13 protein-coding genes and 1 riboswitch are annotated in these 15,412 nt (G+C 66.5%); of the genes, 7 read left to right on the forward strand and 6 right to left on the reverse strand.

What is annotated here, in order from left to right; genetic code table 11:
- Positions 1 to 13: 13 nt before the first annotated feature.
- The 3 genes from STARVERO_RS15000 to STARVERO_RS15010 all read right to left on the reverse strand — a co-directional run bounded on the left by STARVERO_RS15000 (position 14) and on the right by STARVERO_RS15010 (position 2,791).
- On the reverse strand, positions 14 to 670 hold the full coding sequence (locus tag STARVERO_RS15000; protein WP_159599730.1) for a JAB domain-containing protein: 657 nt from the start codon (positions 668 to 670) through the stop codon (positions 14 to 16).
- A gap of 16 nt (positions 671 to 686) precedes the next feature.
- On the reverse strand, positions 687 to 1,514 hold the full coding sequence (gene map / locus STARVERO_RS15005; protein WP_200837914.1) for a type I methionyl aminopeptidase: 828 nt from the start codon (positions 1,512 to 1,514) through the stop codon (positions 687 to 689).
- 104 nt (positions 1,515 to 1,618) lie between these two features.
- On the reverse strand, positions 1,619 to 2,791 hold the full coding sequence (locus STARVERO_RS15010; protein ID WP_159599734.1) for a GNAT family N-acetyltransferase: 1,173 nt from the start codon (positions 2,789 to 2,791) through the stop codon (positions 1,619 to 1,621).
- Between the two features lie 124 nt (positions 2,792 to 2,915).
- Here STARVERO_RS15010 and STARVERO_RS15015 point away from each other — a divergent pair, with 124 nt between their 5' ends.
- The 5 genes from STARVERO_RS15015 (at position 2,916) to STARVERO_RS15035 (ending at position 7,753) form a co-directional block, all read left to right on the forward strand.
- Entirely contained in the window at positions 2,916 to 4,124 is a 1,209-nt protein-coding gene (locus tag STARVERO_RS15015; protein WP_159599736.1) for a pyridoxal phosphate-dependent aminotransferase, read from the forward strand.
- A 16-nt stretch (positions 4,125 to 4,140) separates the two neighbouring features.
- Positions 4,141 to 4,779, forward strand: a complete 639-nt coding sequence (locus STARVERO_RS15020; RefSeq protein WP_159599738.1) for a lysozyme inhibitor LprI family protein — start codon at positions 4,141 to 4,143, stop codon at positions 4,777 to 4,779.
- A 121-nt stretch (positions 4,780 to 4,900) separates the two neighbouring features.
- The gene (locus STARVERO_RS15025) at positions 4,901 to 5,662 is read left to right on the forward strand and encodes an SDR family NAD(P)-dependent oxidoreductase (protein ID WP_159599740.1); all 762 of its coding nucleotides are present in this window, start codon (positions 4,901 to 4,903) and stop codon (positions 5,660 to 5,662) included.
- Between the two features lie 148 nt (positions 5,663 to 5,810).
- Complete coding sequence (locus STARVERO_RS15030) at positions 5,811 to 6,719, forward strand: sugar kinase (protein WP_159599742.1); 909 nt, start codon at positions 5,811 to 5,813, stop codon at positions 6,717 to 6,719.
- A 146-nt stretch (positions 6,720 to 6,865) separates the two neighbouring features.
- On the forward strand, positions 6,866 to 7,753 hold the full coding sequence (locus tag STARVERO_RS15035; RefSeq protein ID WP_144344408.1) for a cation diffusion facilitator family transporter: 888 nt from the start codon (positions 6,866 to 6,868) through the stop codon (positions 7,751 to 7,753).
- A 16-nt stretch (positions 7,754 to 7,769) separates the two neighbouring features.
- Here the strand turns inward: STARVERO_RS15035 and STARVERO_RS15040 are convergent, their stop codons facing one another.
- A complete protein-coding gene (locus tag STARVERO_RS15040) occupies positions 7,770 to 9,017 on the reverse strand; it encodes a lytic murein transglycosylase (RefSeq protein WP_159599744.1) in 1,248 nt (415 codons plus the stop codon).
- A 123-nt stretch (positions 9,018 to 9,140) separates the two neighbouring features.
- A riboswitch (TPP riboswitch) is annotated at positions 9,141 to 9,269 on the forward strand.
- A gap of 79 nt (positions 9,270 to 9,348) precedes the next feature.
- On the opposite strand from STARVERO_RS15040, the gene thiC reads away from it, so the two are divergent.
- Entirely contained in the window at positions 9,349 to 11,178 is a 1,830-nt protein-coding gene (thiC, locus tag STARVERO_RS15045; RefSeq protein ID WP_159599746.1) for a phosphomethylpyrimidine synthase ThiC, read from the forward strand.
- A 75-nt stretch (positions 11,179 to 11,253) separates the two neighbouring features.
- Positions 11,254 to 11,712, forward strand: coding sequence for an NUDIX hydrolase (locus STARVERO_RS15050; protein WP_159599748.1), 459 nt, complete (start codon positions 11,254 to 11,256; stop codon positions 11,710 to 11,712).
- Positions 11,713 to 11,826: 114 nt separating this feature from the next.
- Here the strand turns inward: STARVERO_RS15050 and oxlT (STARVERO_RS15055) are convergent, their stop codons facing one another.
- Both oxlT (STARVERO_RS15055) and oxlT (STARVERO_RS15060) read right to left on the reverse strand, forming a co-directional pair.
- On the reverse strand, positions 11,827 to 13,065 hold the full coding sequence (oxlT, locus tag STARVERO_RS15055; protein ID WP_244616917.1) for an oxalate/formate MFS antiporter: 1,239 nt from the start codon (positions 13,063 to 13,065) through the stop codon (positions 11,827 to 11,829).
- A gap of 757 nt (positions 13,066 to 13,822) precedes the next feature.
- Positions 13,823 to 15,127 (reverse strand): oxalate/formate MFS antiporter, encoded by a 1,305-nt coding sequence (oxlT, locus tag STARVERO_RS15060; RefSeq protein ID WP_159599750.1) that lies wholly within the window; start codon positions 15,125 to 15,127, stop codon positions 13,823 to 13,825.
- Positions 15,128 to 15,412: the final 285 nt, after the last annotated feature.

Consider the following 15,412-nt stretch of genomic DNA (forward strand, 5'->3'; position numbering starts at 1 on the left):
AAATCATTGTGTTTCAATGGTATTGAGCGTGATCCAGCGTGATGGAAAAGGGGGTAGTGGGATGGTTGTGCACGAGAATGATGGCACTCGCCGCCACCTCCAGCGCCCGCTTGACGACCTCGCGGGGATAGACCGGCGTGTGGTCGACGGTGCCGCGCTGCTGCACCTCGTCCAGAATGAGCTGGTTGCGCTTGTCGAGGAACAGGATGCGGAACTGCTCCTGCTCGGCGAACGCCATGGCGGCGCGGCAATGCGCGAGCACGGCGCTCCATGAGGACAGCACCGGCCGCTCGCGTACCTTGCCGCGCGTGACCCTCTCCACCGCCGCACCGATCAGCTTGAGTTCGGTGACGATGGCATCCCCCACCCCCTTCACCTCGCGCAGACGCCCCGGAGCCGCGGCGACGACCTCAGCAAAGGAGCCGAAGCGGTCGATGAGGCTTTTGGCGAGCGGCTTCACGTCCGCGCGCGGTACGGCACGGAACAGCACCAGTTCCAGCAGTTCATAGTCGGGAAGCGCGTCGGCGCCGGCCTGCCGGAAGCGCTCGCGCAGCCGTTCGCGGTGGCCGATATAGTGGGCCGATGCCTCGGCGAGCCCCGGGGGATCGGTCACGGCAAAGCTGTCAGTCGACAAAGCGTTGCCGTTCCGCCCTGCCCCTTTCCGCGCCATGCGGGCTCCCGCGTGCTCAGGCGTCGCCGAAGATCGGCTTGTGATAGCCCTTGGGCGAGAGCGTGAAGATCTCGCAACCGGTCTCCGTGACACCGACCGTGTGCTCGAACTGGGCGGACAGTGAACGGTCGCGGGTGACCGCGGTCCAACCGTCCGAGAGCACCTTCACATGCGGCCGGCCGAGATTGATCATCGGCTCGATGGTGAAGATCATGCCCGGCAACAGCTCCGGGCCGTCGCCGCGCCGGCCGACATGCACGATGTTCGGCTCGTCGTGGAAGAGCTGGCCCACGCCGTGGCCGCAGAAATCGCGCACCACGCTCATGTGGAACGGCTCGACATATTCCTGGATCACCGCGCCGATGTCGCCGACATGCCTGCCCGGCTTTACCTCGGCAATGCCGCGCATCATCGATTCATAGGTGACGTCGAGCAGCCGCTCGGCGCGGCGCGGAATCTCGCCCACCGGGAACATGCGACTCGAATCGCCGTACCAGCCGTCGACGATCAGCGTGACGTCGACATTGACGATATCGCCCTCGCGCAGCGGCTTCTCGTTGGGGATGCCGTGGCAGACGACGTGATTGATCGAGGTGCAGGTGGACTTGCGATAGCCGCGATACATCAGCGTCGCCGGCAAGGCGTCGTGGTCCATGGCGAACTCGAACACCAGCCGGTCAATCGCGTCGGTCGTCACACCGGGTGCCACCAGCTCGTGCACGAGATCAAGGGCCTCCGCCGCCAGTTTTCCGGCTTTGCGCATGCCCGCGAAGCCTTCCGGCCCGTGCAACTTGATATGGCCGGTCTTGCGCAGCGGCGCGCCGGCTGCCTCCACGTAACTCATCATCGAACGTCCAGAAGAAAACCTGAGCTGAATGTAAGCCATCCGCCGCCAGGCGCAAGAAACCGGCGAGAGCAAGCTGCCGCAATCGGCATCCTGCCGGCGGTTCAGCCCACCGCCTTGGCCATGTGAACCAGCCGCCGGTCGGGCAGTTGCTCGACCCGCTCGATCGCGTAGCCCTTGCGGCGATACCAGTGGATGTTGGCCGAAAGCGGCTCGCCCGTGTAGAGCCGCACGGTGCGCTTTCCAAGGGCACGGGCGCGGACTTCGCCAGCGGTCAGCAGCAGGTTGCCGAAGCCGAAGCCCTGCGCCTTGGGGCAGGTGGCGATGCTGTCGGTGAGCAGATCATCGGCGCGGGCCTGAAGAATCGCCACGCCCGCAATGCTGTCCGCTCCGTCCAGAACCCAGACCTCGCGCTCGCGGAAAACCCGTGCATAGTCCCACAGCAACGGCACCGGCTCGACGCCGAGCAGGATGCGGTTGCGGGCATAGGCGGCCTTCTGCAGCGCCTCGATCTGCGGCAGTTCGTCGAAGCGCGCACGGCGCAGCACGCGACCCTCGACCTCCATCTCCCGCGCATTGAGGATGGAGAGCGGCACGATCTGCCGGCCCGCGCCGTCGAAATTCTCCGGCGCCAGCCACGTCTCCATCGCCACCGCGATCTGCGGCCATTCCTCCGCGAGGATGGAGAACCAGGCAGTGTCGCGGTTGCGGCCCTTGACGATCATGTGGTGGCGGAAGGTTCCCTCGAAGCGGAAGCCATAGCGCTCGGCCGCGCGGCGCGACGGGGCATTCAGCGCGTTGCATTTCCATTCATAGCGCCGGTAGCCCAGCGTCTCGAAGGCATGGCGCGCCATCAGATACATCGCCTCGGTGCCGCCAGGCGTGCGCATCATCGCGGGGGTGTAGAGGATGTTGCCGACCTCGATCACCCGGTTCGCGGTGTCGATGCGCATATAGGTGGCGTGGCCCACCACATGGCCGTTCTTGTCGAGGATGGCGAAGAGCAGCGGGTCGTCGCGCTCCGCCGCCGCGCGATAGGAGGTCTCGAAGGCCGCGAGATTGGCGAAGGGGCCGACGCCCAGATAGGCCCAGAGCGCCTCCTTCTCGGGACCGTGCGACGCCTCGTAGAGCGCACGCGCATGCAAATCCGGGTCGAATGGGACGATGTCGACATGACGTCCGGACAGGCGCATCCGCTCGGGCCGCGGCGCCGGCGTCGCGTCGATGACGTCGCCCACGGGCGGCGAACTCTGCTGCATGTTCATGAGTTGGGTCATCCCCCTTGACCGCCCCGACCGTGCCGGGGGCCCCTTGAACCACGCCCCCGTCCCGTGTGACAGGAATGCGAAAGACTGCAAGCGCTTTGTGCGACTTGCGCCGGGAAGCGTTGCGAGGAACAGCATGACGTCAGCCAAGTCCCACTTCCAGTTGCACCCGATCGAGGCGTTCAATCGCATCGGCGAGGAAAATGCCTTCGCCGTGCTGGCGCGTGCCGCCGCCCTCGCGGCGCAGGGGCGCGACATCGTCAATCTCGGCATCGGCCAGCCCGATTTCTCCACCCCCGCCCACATCGTCGAAGCCGCCATCAGGGCGTTGCGCGACGGCCATCACGGCTACACGCCCTCCATCGGCATCGAGCCTCTGCGCGTGGCGGTGGCGGCCGATGTCCATCGCCGCTTCGGTACCGAAATCGATCCGGGCCGCGTCGTCATCGTGCCGGGCGGCAAGGTGACCATGTTCAGCGCCATCCTGATGCTGGGCGAACCGGGCGCGGAGATTCTCTATCCCGATCCCGGCTTTCCCATCTACCGCTCCATGATCGAGTTCACCGGCGCCACTCCGGTCCCGGTGCCGATCCGCGAGGAGAACGGCTTCGGCTTCTCGGCGGAGGAGGCGCTCACCCTCATCACGCCCCGCACGCGCCTCGTCATCCTCAACTCGCCCGCCAATCCGACCGGTGGCGTCACGCCGAAGGCCGAGATCGACGCCTTCGTTGCCGGTCTGGAGAAGCACCCGCACGTCGCCATCCTGTCGGACGAGATCTACGACCAGTTCCTGTTCGACGGCGAGCAGCACACCACCCTGCTCGCCTATCCCGAAATCCGCGACCGCCTGATCCTGCTCAACGGCTGGTCCAAGACCTACGCCATGACCGGCTGGCGGCTTGGCTGGGCGCTGTGGCCGCCCGGCCTCTTCGAGGCCGCGCGCAAGCTGGCGGTCAACGCCTGGTCCTGCGTCAACGCTCCGGCACAGTACGGCGCCCTCGCCGCGCTGACCGGCCCGCAGGATTGCGTGGCGGAAATGGTCGCCGAGTTCGACCGGCGCCGGCATCTGGTGGTTGCAGGGCTCAACGCTTTGCCCGGCGTCTCCTGCGCTGTGCCGAAGGGCGCCTTCTACGCTTTCCCGAACATCCGGGGCACCGGATGGACCTCGGCGAAAAAGCTGGCGGCGGCCTTGCTCGATGACGCAGGAGTTGCAACCATAGGCGGACCGGATTTCGGCGTCTTCGGGGAAGGCTATATCCGGCTTTCCTACGCCAATTCGGCCGAGAACATCACCCGCGCGCTCGAGCGCATGGGCGCCTTCCTCAACGAAGCGCGCGCCGCATGAGGAGACCGAGACCGGAATGCCACGTCCTGCCGGCATCGCGAGGGTCGGCGCCGTTTTGCTGGGCACCCTGGGTTCCGCCACGGCGGCCGAACCGCCGACAGGATGCACGCGCGGCGGCTCGGATGCGCGCGCCTATCTCGACTGCCTGAACGCCCGCCAGAAGGCGAGCGAGGAAACCCTTGCCCGCGCCGAAGCCGGCGTGGAGCAGGCCATCGCCGCCCGGCAGGATCTTCCGCCGCCCCAGCGTAATCGCTGGCGGGCCTTGTTCGAGGAGTCCCAGAGCCGCTTCGTGCTCTGGCGCAATTTCGAGTGCCAGAGCATCGCCCCCTTCGAGGGCAGCGAGGCGGAACGCAGCGTCGGCGGCCGGCTCGGCGGCATCGGCGTTCTCGAACAGCGCATGGTCTGCCTGATCATCCACAATGAGCACCGGGCGAGCGATCTTGCGGACCGCTACGCGCCGCCCGGCGGATGGAAGCAAGCGCCGCCGGTTGCCGGGGAAGCCTCCGCCAACCCTTCTGCCGCCCAAGGCCAGCCGACCGCGCCAGTCTCGCCCACCGTGAATTCCGTCGCGCCGGACCCCGCCTCCCGAAGCAGCGCCACATCCGGCTCCGCAATGCCCGGCGGCACAATGCGCATCATCGAGATGTCGCCCTGAGCCGCGCGCCGGACGTCGCGCCTCTCCTCCAATACCGGGATAATCACACCGGCGGTCTTGTGCTGTGCACACAGAGCGCGGGATCATACCCGTCTCACTCCGCGCACAAGGAAGACAGGATATGGATCTCGGACTGAAGGGACGCCGCGCCATCGTGACCGGCGGCACCAAGGGCATAGGCCTCGCCATCGCCGAGACACTGGCCGCCGAGGGCTGCAACGTCGCGCTCTGCAGCCGCAACACCGCCGAGGCGGAAGCCACCGCCGCGGCACTCGCTGGGAAGGGCGTGTCCACCCTCGGCGCCGGTGTCGACGTGGCCGACGGCCCGGCGCTCGCCGCCTTCGTCGAGAAGGCGGCCGAGCAATTCGGCGGCCTCGACATCGTGGTGGCCAATGTGAGCGCGCTCGCCATCGGCAGCGACGAGGAGAGCTGGAAGAAGGGCTTCGAGACCGATCTGCTCGGCACGGTCCGGCTGGTGAACGCGGCGCTGCCCTATCTCGAGAAGAGCGACGCCGGTTCCATCGTCACCATCTCCTCGGTCTCCGGCCGCGAGATCGACTTCGCCTCCGGCCCCTACGGCGCCTTCAAGGCCGCGCTCATCCACTACACCCAGGGCCTCGCCTTCACGCTCGCCCCGAAGAAGATCCGCGCCAACTCCGTCTCGCCCGGCAACACCTATTTCAAGGGCGGCGTCTGGAACACCATCCAGGACACCAACCCGACCCTGTTTGCCGAGGCGCTGGCGCTCAATCCGACCGGCCGGATGGCGACGCCGCAGGAAATCGCCAACGCCGCCGTCTTCCTCGCCAGCCCCGCCGCGAGCTTCATCTACGGCACCAATCTCGTCGTCGACGGCGCCCTGACCCGCGGCGTCCAGCTCTGAGCCAATAGCCGCCTCCCGCCCGAGACCGGCGGCGGGCGGCCTCCTCCGGCAGGCCGCGAAACTTGCCCCTCGCGGCGAATAGGGCGAGGGTGGCCGCCGAATCCGGCCGCCGCCCTTGGCGCCGGAGGCTCTGAACGGAGGAAGCACCATGGCCAAGGTAGTCTCAATCGGCGAGGTCATGGTCGAACTCGCGCGCGGCGCGGACGGGCGGTTCGGCCTGTCGCTCGGCGGCGACACCTTCAACACCGCCGTCTATCTGGCCCGCGCCGGCGTCGATACCGCCTATGCGACGGCGCTCGGCGACGACCGCTACTCCGAGGCGATCCTCGCCTCCGCGCAGGGTGAAGGCATCGAGACCGCGCTCATGATGCGCGTGCCCGGACGCACGGCCGGGCTCTACCTGATCGACACCGACGCCAAGGGCGAGCGCACCTTCACCTATTGGCGCGACAACGCGCCGGCGCGCGAGCTGTTCGAGCTGCCCGGCTGGGAAAGCGTGGCCGAGCAGATGATCGAGGCGAGCCTCATCTATCTCTCCGGCATCACCCTTTCCCTCTACTCCAACACCGGCCTCGGACGGCTGTTCGCAACCCTGGAGTTCGCCCGCGAACGCGGCGCGCGCATCGTGTTCGACGGCAATTTCCGCCCCAGCAACTGGAAGGGCGATGTCGCCCGCGCCCGTGCCGTCTACGCCCAGGCGCTCAAGCGAGCCTCCATCGCCCTGCCGACCTTCGATGACGAGGTGATGCTGTGGGGCGACGGCTCGCCAGCCGCGACCGCCGAGCGCCTCGCCACCTTCGGCGTGCAGGAGATCGTGGTGAAGAACGGCTCGGAGGGGGCGCTGGTGGTTACCGGCGACGCCTCGCAGTTCGTGCCCATTCCGCAGCCGGTCGAACCCGTCGACACCACCGCCGCCGGCGACAGTTTCAATGCCGCCTACCTCGCCGCCCGCCTCGGTGGCGAGGCCCCCGCCGGCGCCGCGGAAGCAGGACACGCTCTCGCCGGCCGCGTCATTCGCCATCGCGGCGCGATCCTGCCGCGGCAGGCCAACGCCTGACTGTCGATCGACACCATCGCCCGATTGCTTGCGAACGCTTCTGCGAATGACTTGCAAGTCATTGGTCTTGCTTGATTTTCTGTTCCCGACTCTCTAAGCGGTCGGCGCAGGGGCGCTGGGCGCCGGAGCAGGTAGTGGCGGCGCCGATGAACCAGTCCTCGCGGATTGCACTGATCAATGTCGGCATCAGCATCCTCGTGCTGTCGCTGAAATATGTCGCCTATCTGCTCACCGGCAGCATCGCGCTCTACTCCGACGCGCTCGAGAGCATCGTGAACGTCGCCACGGCCGCCACCGCCGTTCTCGCCCTGCGCGTCAGCCACAAGCCGGCCGACGCCGCCCATCCCTACGGATACGCGAAGGCGGAGTATTTCTCGGCCGTCGTCGTCGGCGTGCTCATCGTCGTCGCGGCGATCTCGATCTTCCGCGAGGTTTATCTCGGCTGGTTCAGCCCGACGCCGCTCGACGCCTCGCTTCCCGGCCTTGCGGTCAATGCCGGTGCGACGGCGATCAATGCGATCTGGTTCGCGGTACTGCTGCGCACGGGCCGGCGGGCGCGCTCACCGGCGCTCATCGCCGATGCCCGCCATCTGCTCACCGACGTCATTTCTTCAGCCGGCGTGCTGGTCGGCGTCGCCATCGCCGCCTTCACCGGTTGGGAGAGGCTGGATCTCATCCTCGCCGGCCTCGTCGCCCTCAACATTCTCTGGTCGGGCTGGAGCGTGCTGAAGGAGAGCATTGACGGGCTGATGGACCACGCCGTGCCGCCCGAGACGCTGGCGCTCATCCGCCGGCGGATCGCGGCGGAGGCGACCGGCGCCATCGAGGCGCACGACCTGCGCACCCGCCAGGCGGGCCGCATGACCTTCGTCGATTTCCACCTCGTCGTGCCCGGCGACATGGCGGTGAGCGAGGCGCACGCCATCTGCGACCGGATCGAGGACGCACTGGAGGCCGAGGTGCCGGACGTGCTCGTCAACATCCATGTCGAGCCGGAAGCCAAGGCCAAGCAGCACGGCATTCCGGTGATCTGACGAAGAGAGATCGCCGTCAGCGTCCCGCCCGCAACGCCGCCAGCAAGTCCGGCGTCGGATAGGAATCGGCCGGCAGGCCGAGACGCATCTGCTCGACCTTGATCGCCTGCCGGGTGGCCGCCCCGGCAATGCCGTCGATGCGCCCGACATGATGGCCGCGGGCATTGAGCAGGCTCTGCAGCTCTTTCACCTGCGCCATCGACAGAACCGGAATCCGGTCGCCCTGCCCGCGATTGAACGGCCCCGCCCCGGCGACGCGCGTGGCGAGATAGGCCGCCGAGGTCGCGTAGACGAGCGAGTTGTTCCACTCGGTGAACACGTCGAAGTTCGGATAGGCGAGGAAGGCCGGTCCGCTACGCCCCATCGGCAGCAGCAGCGACGCGGTGAGCTGGTCCGCCGGAAGCTGCCCGCCACCGGCCCGCACCACCCCCATCCGCGCCCACTGCGCGCGGGGCAGCTTGGTCGAAAGGTCCGCCTGATCCCAGGCGATGTTGGCCGGTACGCGCACCTCTTCCAGCCAGGGCTGGCCGGCCTTCCAGCCGAGAGCGCGAACATAGTTCGCCGCCGAGGCCAGCGCGTCGGGAGCGGAGCGGATGAGGTCGACACGGCCGTCGCCGTCGAAATCGACGCCGTAATTGAAATAATGATCCGGCAGGAACTGGAACTGGCCGAGTTCGCCGGCCCACGGCCCGCGCATGGTCTGGGGCGTCAGGTCGCCGCGATCGATGATCTTGAGCGCCGCGAGCAGCTGGGTGCGGAACATGTCGGCCCGCCGGCAATCCCAGGCAAGCGTCGCCACCGAACGGACGGTGGACTTGTCGCCCATATTGGCGCCGAAATCGGTCTCCAGCCCCCAGAACGCCACCAGCACCGGCCCCGGCACCCCGAAGGTCTGCTCGATCCGGCCGAACAGCGACGGGTTGCGCTGGATCTGCTGGCGCCCCTGCTGGATGCGGTAGTTCGCGACCATGCGGTCGGAGAACTGGAAGAAGTTCTGCCCGAACACGCGCTGGCCGCGATCGGTGGCGACGATGTTCGGATCGTAGCCCACGCCATTGAGCGCCGCCGTCACGGTCCGGGGGGAGACGCCCTGAGCCACCGCCTGCTGCTTGAAGCCCGCGAGCCACTGGTCGAAGCCGGCACCGCTGTTGCCGCAGGCTTGCTGCGCCGACGCGGCGGCAGGCAGCAGAAATGGGCCGGCGACCAGCGCCGCCAGGGCGGCCTTGCGGGTTGCCGTTCGGAGCGGATTCTTCAAGCCGGCCATGTATCCCTCGGATTGCTCGATGCGTCGTTCCCTCACGAATCAGCAATCTACAGGAAATGCGGCAGCGGCGGGGTGACAGCCGCCCGCCCAAATTGACCCGCGCCCGACTTTGGTCGAAGATCGCCGCGTTCCAAGGGGAGCCCCGTTAGGGGGCTGAGAGAGCGCCCGCCATGCTGAGAGGCAGGGCAACGCGCTGACCCTTCGAACCTGATCCGGGTCATGCCGGCGAAGGGATCGGAACCGAATGGCGATAGCGCTCGTGCGCCCAACGTCACCCTTCCCCAACGTCATACACCCGGATCTCCCCAACCTCTGGTTCTGGAGATCCATCATGCCGACCAAAAACCCGAACAATGCCGGCGCCATCGGCGTCGCCACCGGGCCGATTCCCGGCTCGCGCCGCATCTATGCCGAATGCCCAGCGCGCGGCTTCCGCGTGCCCTTCCGCGAGATTCTGCTCGCCCCCTCCGTCGGGGAACCGAACCTCGCCGTCTACGACGCCTCCGGCCCCTATACCGACGCGGCCGCCATCATCGACATCGAGGCCGGCCTCGCCCGCCCGCGCGATGAATGGGTGCTCGCGCGCGGCGACGTCGAGGAATATGTCGGCCGCGACGTGAAGCCGGAGGACAACGGCAATGTCGGCGACGACAGGCTCGTCGCGCCCTTCCCGCTCCAGCGCCGGCCCTTGCGTGCGAAAGGCGGGGCTGCCGTCACCCAGATGGCCTATGCCCGCCGGGGCATCGTCACCCCGGAGATGGAATATGTCGCCATCCGCGAGAACGGCCTGCGCGAGCGCGTCCGCGAGATCGTCCGCGACGGCGAGGATTTCGGGGCCGCCATCCCCGACGTGGTGACGCCGGAATTCGTGCGCGACGAGGTGGCGCGCGGGCGTGCCGTCATCCCCGCCAACATCAACCATGGCGAGCTGGAGCCGATGGCCATCGGCCGCAATTTCCTGGTCAAGATCAACGCCAATATCGGCAACTCCGCCGTCACCTCCTCGGTCGCCGACGAGGTGGACAAGATGGTGTGGGCGATCCGCTGGGGCGCCGACACGGTGATGGACCTCTCCACCGGCCGCAACATCCACAACATCCGCGACTGGATCGTGCGCAACGCCCCGGTGCCCATCGGCACCGTGCCGATCTATCAGGCGCTGGAGAAGGTCGGCGGCATCGCCGAGGATCTCACCTGGGAGATCTTCCGCGACACGCTGATCGAGCAGGCCGAGCAGGGCGTCGACTATTTCACCATCCATGCCGGCGTGCGCCTGCCCTTCGTGCCACTTACCGCGAACCGCGTCACCGGCATCGTCTCGCGCGGCGGCTCGATCATGGCCAAGTGGTGCCTCGCCCATCACCGCGAGAGCTTCCTCTACGAGCATTTCGCCGAGATCTGCGAGATCATGCGCGCCTATGACGTCACCTTCTCGCTCGGCGACGGGCTGCGCCCCGGCTCCATCGCCGACGCCAACGACGCGGCTCAGTTCGCCGAGCTGGAGACGCTGGGCGAGCTGACCCGGATCGCCTGGGCGAATGACTGCCAGGTGATGATCGAAGGCCCTGGCCATGTGCCGATGCACAAGATCAAGGCCAACATGGACAAGCAGCTCGCAACCTGCGGCGAGGCGCCGTTCTACACGCTCGGCCCGCTGACCACCGACATCGCGCCGGGCTACGACCACATCACCTCCGCCATCGGCGCGGCGATGATCGGCTGGTTCGGCACGGCGATGCTCTGCTACGTCACGCCGAAGGAGCATCTCGGCCTGCCCAACCGCGACGACGTGAAGACCGGGGTAATCACCTACAAGATCGCCGCCCACGCCGCCGATCTCGCCAAGGGTCATCCGCTGGCGCGGGCCTGGGACGACGCGCTGTCGCGCGCGCGGTTCGAGTTCCGCTGGCAGGACCAGTTCAACCTCGCGCTCGACCCCGACACGGCGACCGCCTTCCATGACGAGACGCTGCCGAAGGAGGCGCACAAGCTGGCGCATTTCTGCTCCATGTGCGGGCCGAAGTTCTGCTCGATGAAGATCAGCCAGGACATTCGCGACGCCGCACGGCAGGCCGAAGCCGAGCAGGGCATGGAACGGATGAGCGAGGCCTTCCGGGCCGGCGGCGGGCAAATCTATCGCGACTCCGCAGCCGCGGAGTAGGTTGTCGCCGAGCAGCCCCGGCCGGGGAAACCGCCCTCCCCGGCCGGCAGCCGACGTTCAGAAGAAAGGCCATCCATGTCGTCGCCCTCTCCCGTCCGTCCCATCCCCGCCGTGCTCGCCGTGGTCGAGCGCGACGGCGCCGTACTGCTGGTCCGCCGGGCCAATCCGCCCGATCAGGGCCTGTGGGGCTTTCCCGGCGGACGCATGGAGATGGGAGAAACGCATCTGGAAGCCGCGTTGCGCGAGCTCCACGAAGAAACCGGGATCGAAGCGGACGCGCCGCGCCTCATCACCGTGCTCGATTTCATCCAGCACGATTCGGCCGGCGTGCTCGCCCATCATTTCGCGATGATCGCCGTTCTCTGCCGCTGGCGCTCCGGCGAGGCGGTGGCTGCGGACGACGCGCTGGAGGCGCGCTGGTTCGATCGCCCGGCTCTGGCCGCGCTCGGCGCGAGGGCCAGCCTGAAGGTCGAGTATCTCGCCGAACTGGCGCTCGCCATGGCGCCGGAGCCAGATTCGACGGCCGACGCCTGATCCGCTCCACGCGCACGAAAAAGGGGCCCCGAAGGGCCCCCAAGTCGAGAAGGTATCCTGTCCGGAAGGCCGCTTGAGCCTTCCGTGCCGGTGGCCGCTTCGGACCGCCGGCGATCAGGCATGCGCCGAGGCGGTCTTCTGCTCCGTCGGCGAGGTCGCCGAATTCGCGACGCCCGAGCGGGCCACGTGGGCCGAGAGCACCCTCGGCAGGAGCGTGATCGCGAGGAACGCCGCGAACAGGTCCATGGCGGCGACGGTATAGAGAACCGACGACCACGTGCCGGTGGCCTCCATCAGCAGGTTGCCGACCGGCACGAACAGCGCGCCGATGCCCTTCGCGCAGTAGAGCACGCCGTAGATCTTGCCGATGTGCTTGGTGCCGAAGGCGTCGCCCGCCAGCGCCGAGAACAGCGAGTAGACCTCGCCCCAGGCCAGGAACACGACGCCCGAGAGGATGAGGAACGCCCACGGATTATGGCCGAAATAGCCGAGCGCGATGATGCCGAGGCCTTCGAGGGTGAAGGCGATCACCATCGTCTTCTCACGGCCGATATGGTCGGAGATCCAGCCAAACAGCGGACGCGAGATGCCGTTCATGACACGGTCGAGCATCAGCGCGAGCGGCAGGGCGGCCATGGTGAAGAAGTACAGGTCGACCTTGAACTCCTTCACGCCGAGGTCCTGGGCGATGACGCCGAGCTGGGCGACGGCCATCATGCCGCCGGTCACCACGCAGGTGAACATGAGCAGCATCAGCCAGAACAGCTTGGTGTTCAGCGCTTCCTTCAGCGTGTAGTCGCGCCGGCTCTGGCTGAGCTTGTCGGACGCCTTCACTTCGCCGGTCTTCGGCGCGCGCAGGAACCAGGCCGCGAGGAAGGCGAGGCCACCCTGCAGCAGGCCGAAGAAGAAGAAGGTCTGCTGGAAGCCCGACGTCTCGATCATCGAGGCGATCGGCAGGATGGTGAGGGCCGAGCCCGCGCCGAAGCCGCCCGCCGTGAGGCCGACGGCGAGGCCGCGGCGATCGGGGAACCACTTGAGGGCGTTGTTGATGCAGGTGGCGTAGATGCAGCCCACGCCGATGCCGCCGACGGCCGCGCCGACATAGAAGCCCGTCAGGCTGACGGCCTGCGAGTTGAGAACCCAGGCCGTGCCGATCATCAGCGCGCCGAAGGCGACCATGATGCGGGGACCGAACTTGTCGATGAAGTAGCCTTCAATCGGCGCAAGCCAGGTCTGAACGAGCACGAAGATGGTGAACGCGATCTGGATCGACGCGCGTTCCCAGCCGAAGGTCTGCTGGATTTCCGGAACGAACAGCGTCCAGGCGTACTGGATGTTCGCCGTTGCCACCATACAGACGATGCCGACGATCAGCTGCAGCCAGCGGCGGCTTTCCGAAAAATCCTGTCCCGGCCCGACGGCCGCAATAGTCTTGGACGTACTCAAGGGGCGATCTCCTCTCCCAAATCGATCTTTGCCGCGGATCGGCTTTTTATGGCGGTCGCTCCTTGCCCCTGGCTGGGGGCGGGCGCCGGCTTTTCGTTGATCACGGGCCGCTCTCCCTGCGTCCCGTGACGACCGCTCCTGCGGCGTATGCTTCCCAATAGGCTGTGCGGCTTCCGCTCCCCTGGCGCCCGTACCGGTCGCTTTGATCCATGTCTGACGCAGGGTTGCGGAACCGACCCGCTGAGTAAGGATCATAATCGACAATATTATGTATGCCAATTGGCATTTATGACTCGAGAACCTCTCCGTAAGCGTCAAGACGACGTACACTTTCGACTTAACAAACGGACCTGAACAGAAAGATGTCATATCGCTGACATCCCATTCCCCTGCGATAGCTTAAATCCTTTCGGCAGATGACAAACAGGAACCCTGAGGAAGGTAAACTCTGGAACGTCCATAAATAGGAGGCGAACATCCCGAATCCGGGCGCACCTTCTCCATCCACGCACCCAAGGGAGACCCGCCATTACATCGGAAATGCTGGACGACTAAAGTCGCAGATCATTGCGAATATTCGGTATTCTAATACCTCTCATCGGTAAAAGAAAAAGGGCGCGCCCGAAGACGCGCCCTGAACAGAGCCGGTGAAAGCCCAGGCGGACTATTCGGCGGCGACGGCCTTGGCGGCCCCTGCGGCCTCGGCCGAGCGGCGGCCATGGGCGGCAGCCAGCGGCTTCAACACCAGCAGCGCCATGACGGCGGCAACGATGTTGAGTACCGCGGCCGAGATGAATACCGCATGCCAGCTCCCCGTCGCGGTGGTCAGAATGCTGGTGAACGGCACGATCAGCGCCGCCGTGCCCTTGGCGGTGTAGAGCAGGCCCGCATTGGTGGTTGCGAACCTCGAGCCGAAGGCGTCGCCGCACATCGCCGGGAACAGCGAGTAGATCTCGCCCCAGGCGAAGAAGACGAGGCCGGTCAGGATCACGAACAGCACCGGGTTGGAGCCGAACACGCTCAGCGCGTAGATGCCGACGCCCTCGATGGCGAAGGCCAAGAACATGGTGTTCTCGCGGCCGATCTGGTCCGACACCCAACCGAAGAACGGACGGGTAAGGCCGTTCAGCACGCGGTCGATCGCGGCGGCGAAGGTGAGCGCCGGCAGGGTGATGCCGATCAGGCTCACCGGCACGTCGGCGATGCCGAAGTCCTTGGCGATGGGGCCGAGCTGGGCGGTCGCCATCAGGCCGCCGGCGGCCATCATGACGAACATCGCGTACATGACCCAGAACAGCGGCGTGGAGAGCATCTCCTTCGGCGAGAAGTCGCGGGCCGACTGGGCGACCTTGGCGACCACGTTCTTGGCGAAGGCCGCGATCTGCTCCTTCTTGGGGGCCATCAGGAAGAGCGCGATCACGCTGATGACGATGCCCTGCCCGACGCCGAAGTAGAAGAACGCCGCCTCGTAGCCCTGGTTCTTGATCATGTTCTGGATCGGGATGACGGTCAGCGCCGAGCCCGCGCCGAAGCCCGCGGCGGTGATGCCGGCGGCCAGGCCGCGACGATCCGGGAACCACTTCAGCGAATTGCCCACGCAGGTGCCATACACGGCGCCCGCGCCGATGCCGCCCAGCGCCGCGCCGATGTAGAGCGTGGTGAGCGTGGTCGCGTAGGAGTTCAGCACCCAGGCGAGGCCGCACAGGATACCGCCGAACAGCACCACGACGCGCGGGCCGTACTTGTCGACGAACCAACCCTCGACCGGCACCAGCCAGGTCTCGGTGACGATGAAGATGGAGAACGCCACCTGGATCGCCGCGCGATCCCAGCCATGGGCCTCCTGCATCGGATTCACGAAGAACGTCCAGCCATACTGCATGTTGGCGATCATGCACATGCAGATCACGCCGAACACGAGCTGGAGCCAGCGCGTCCTGTTCAGAGATGACGTTGCGTCAGTTGTCATTGTATCCTCGAACGTTTCCCAACGTAAAGAGCGCGATTAACTTCTGCTTTTCTTATTGAATGCGCCGTGGCCGCGCCGGATTCGCAGGGGCAGCGACCAGCCATTGCCGACACCATACTATGATTTTTCAGTTATGCAAAATTTTGCATACCAGAGAAACAGGCTATGTAACAGAAACATGTCTTCCCTAGCGTCACATTACGATAGGGAATATTTGACGAATATTACCTAACGTCACGAGCCGATGCCGGAGGAGCGCCGAGCTCCCCGCGAGGCATCCGGACG

Origin of the sequence: Starkeya nomas (assembly GCF_902703545.1) — a bacterium.
GTDB lineage: Bacteria > Pseudomonadota > Alphaproteobacteria > Rhizobiales > Xanthobacteraceae > Ancylobacter > Ancylobacter moscoviensis.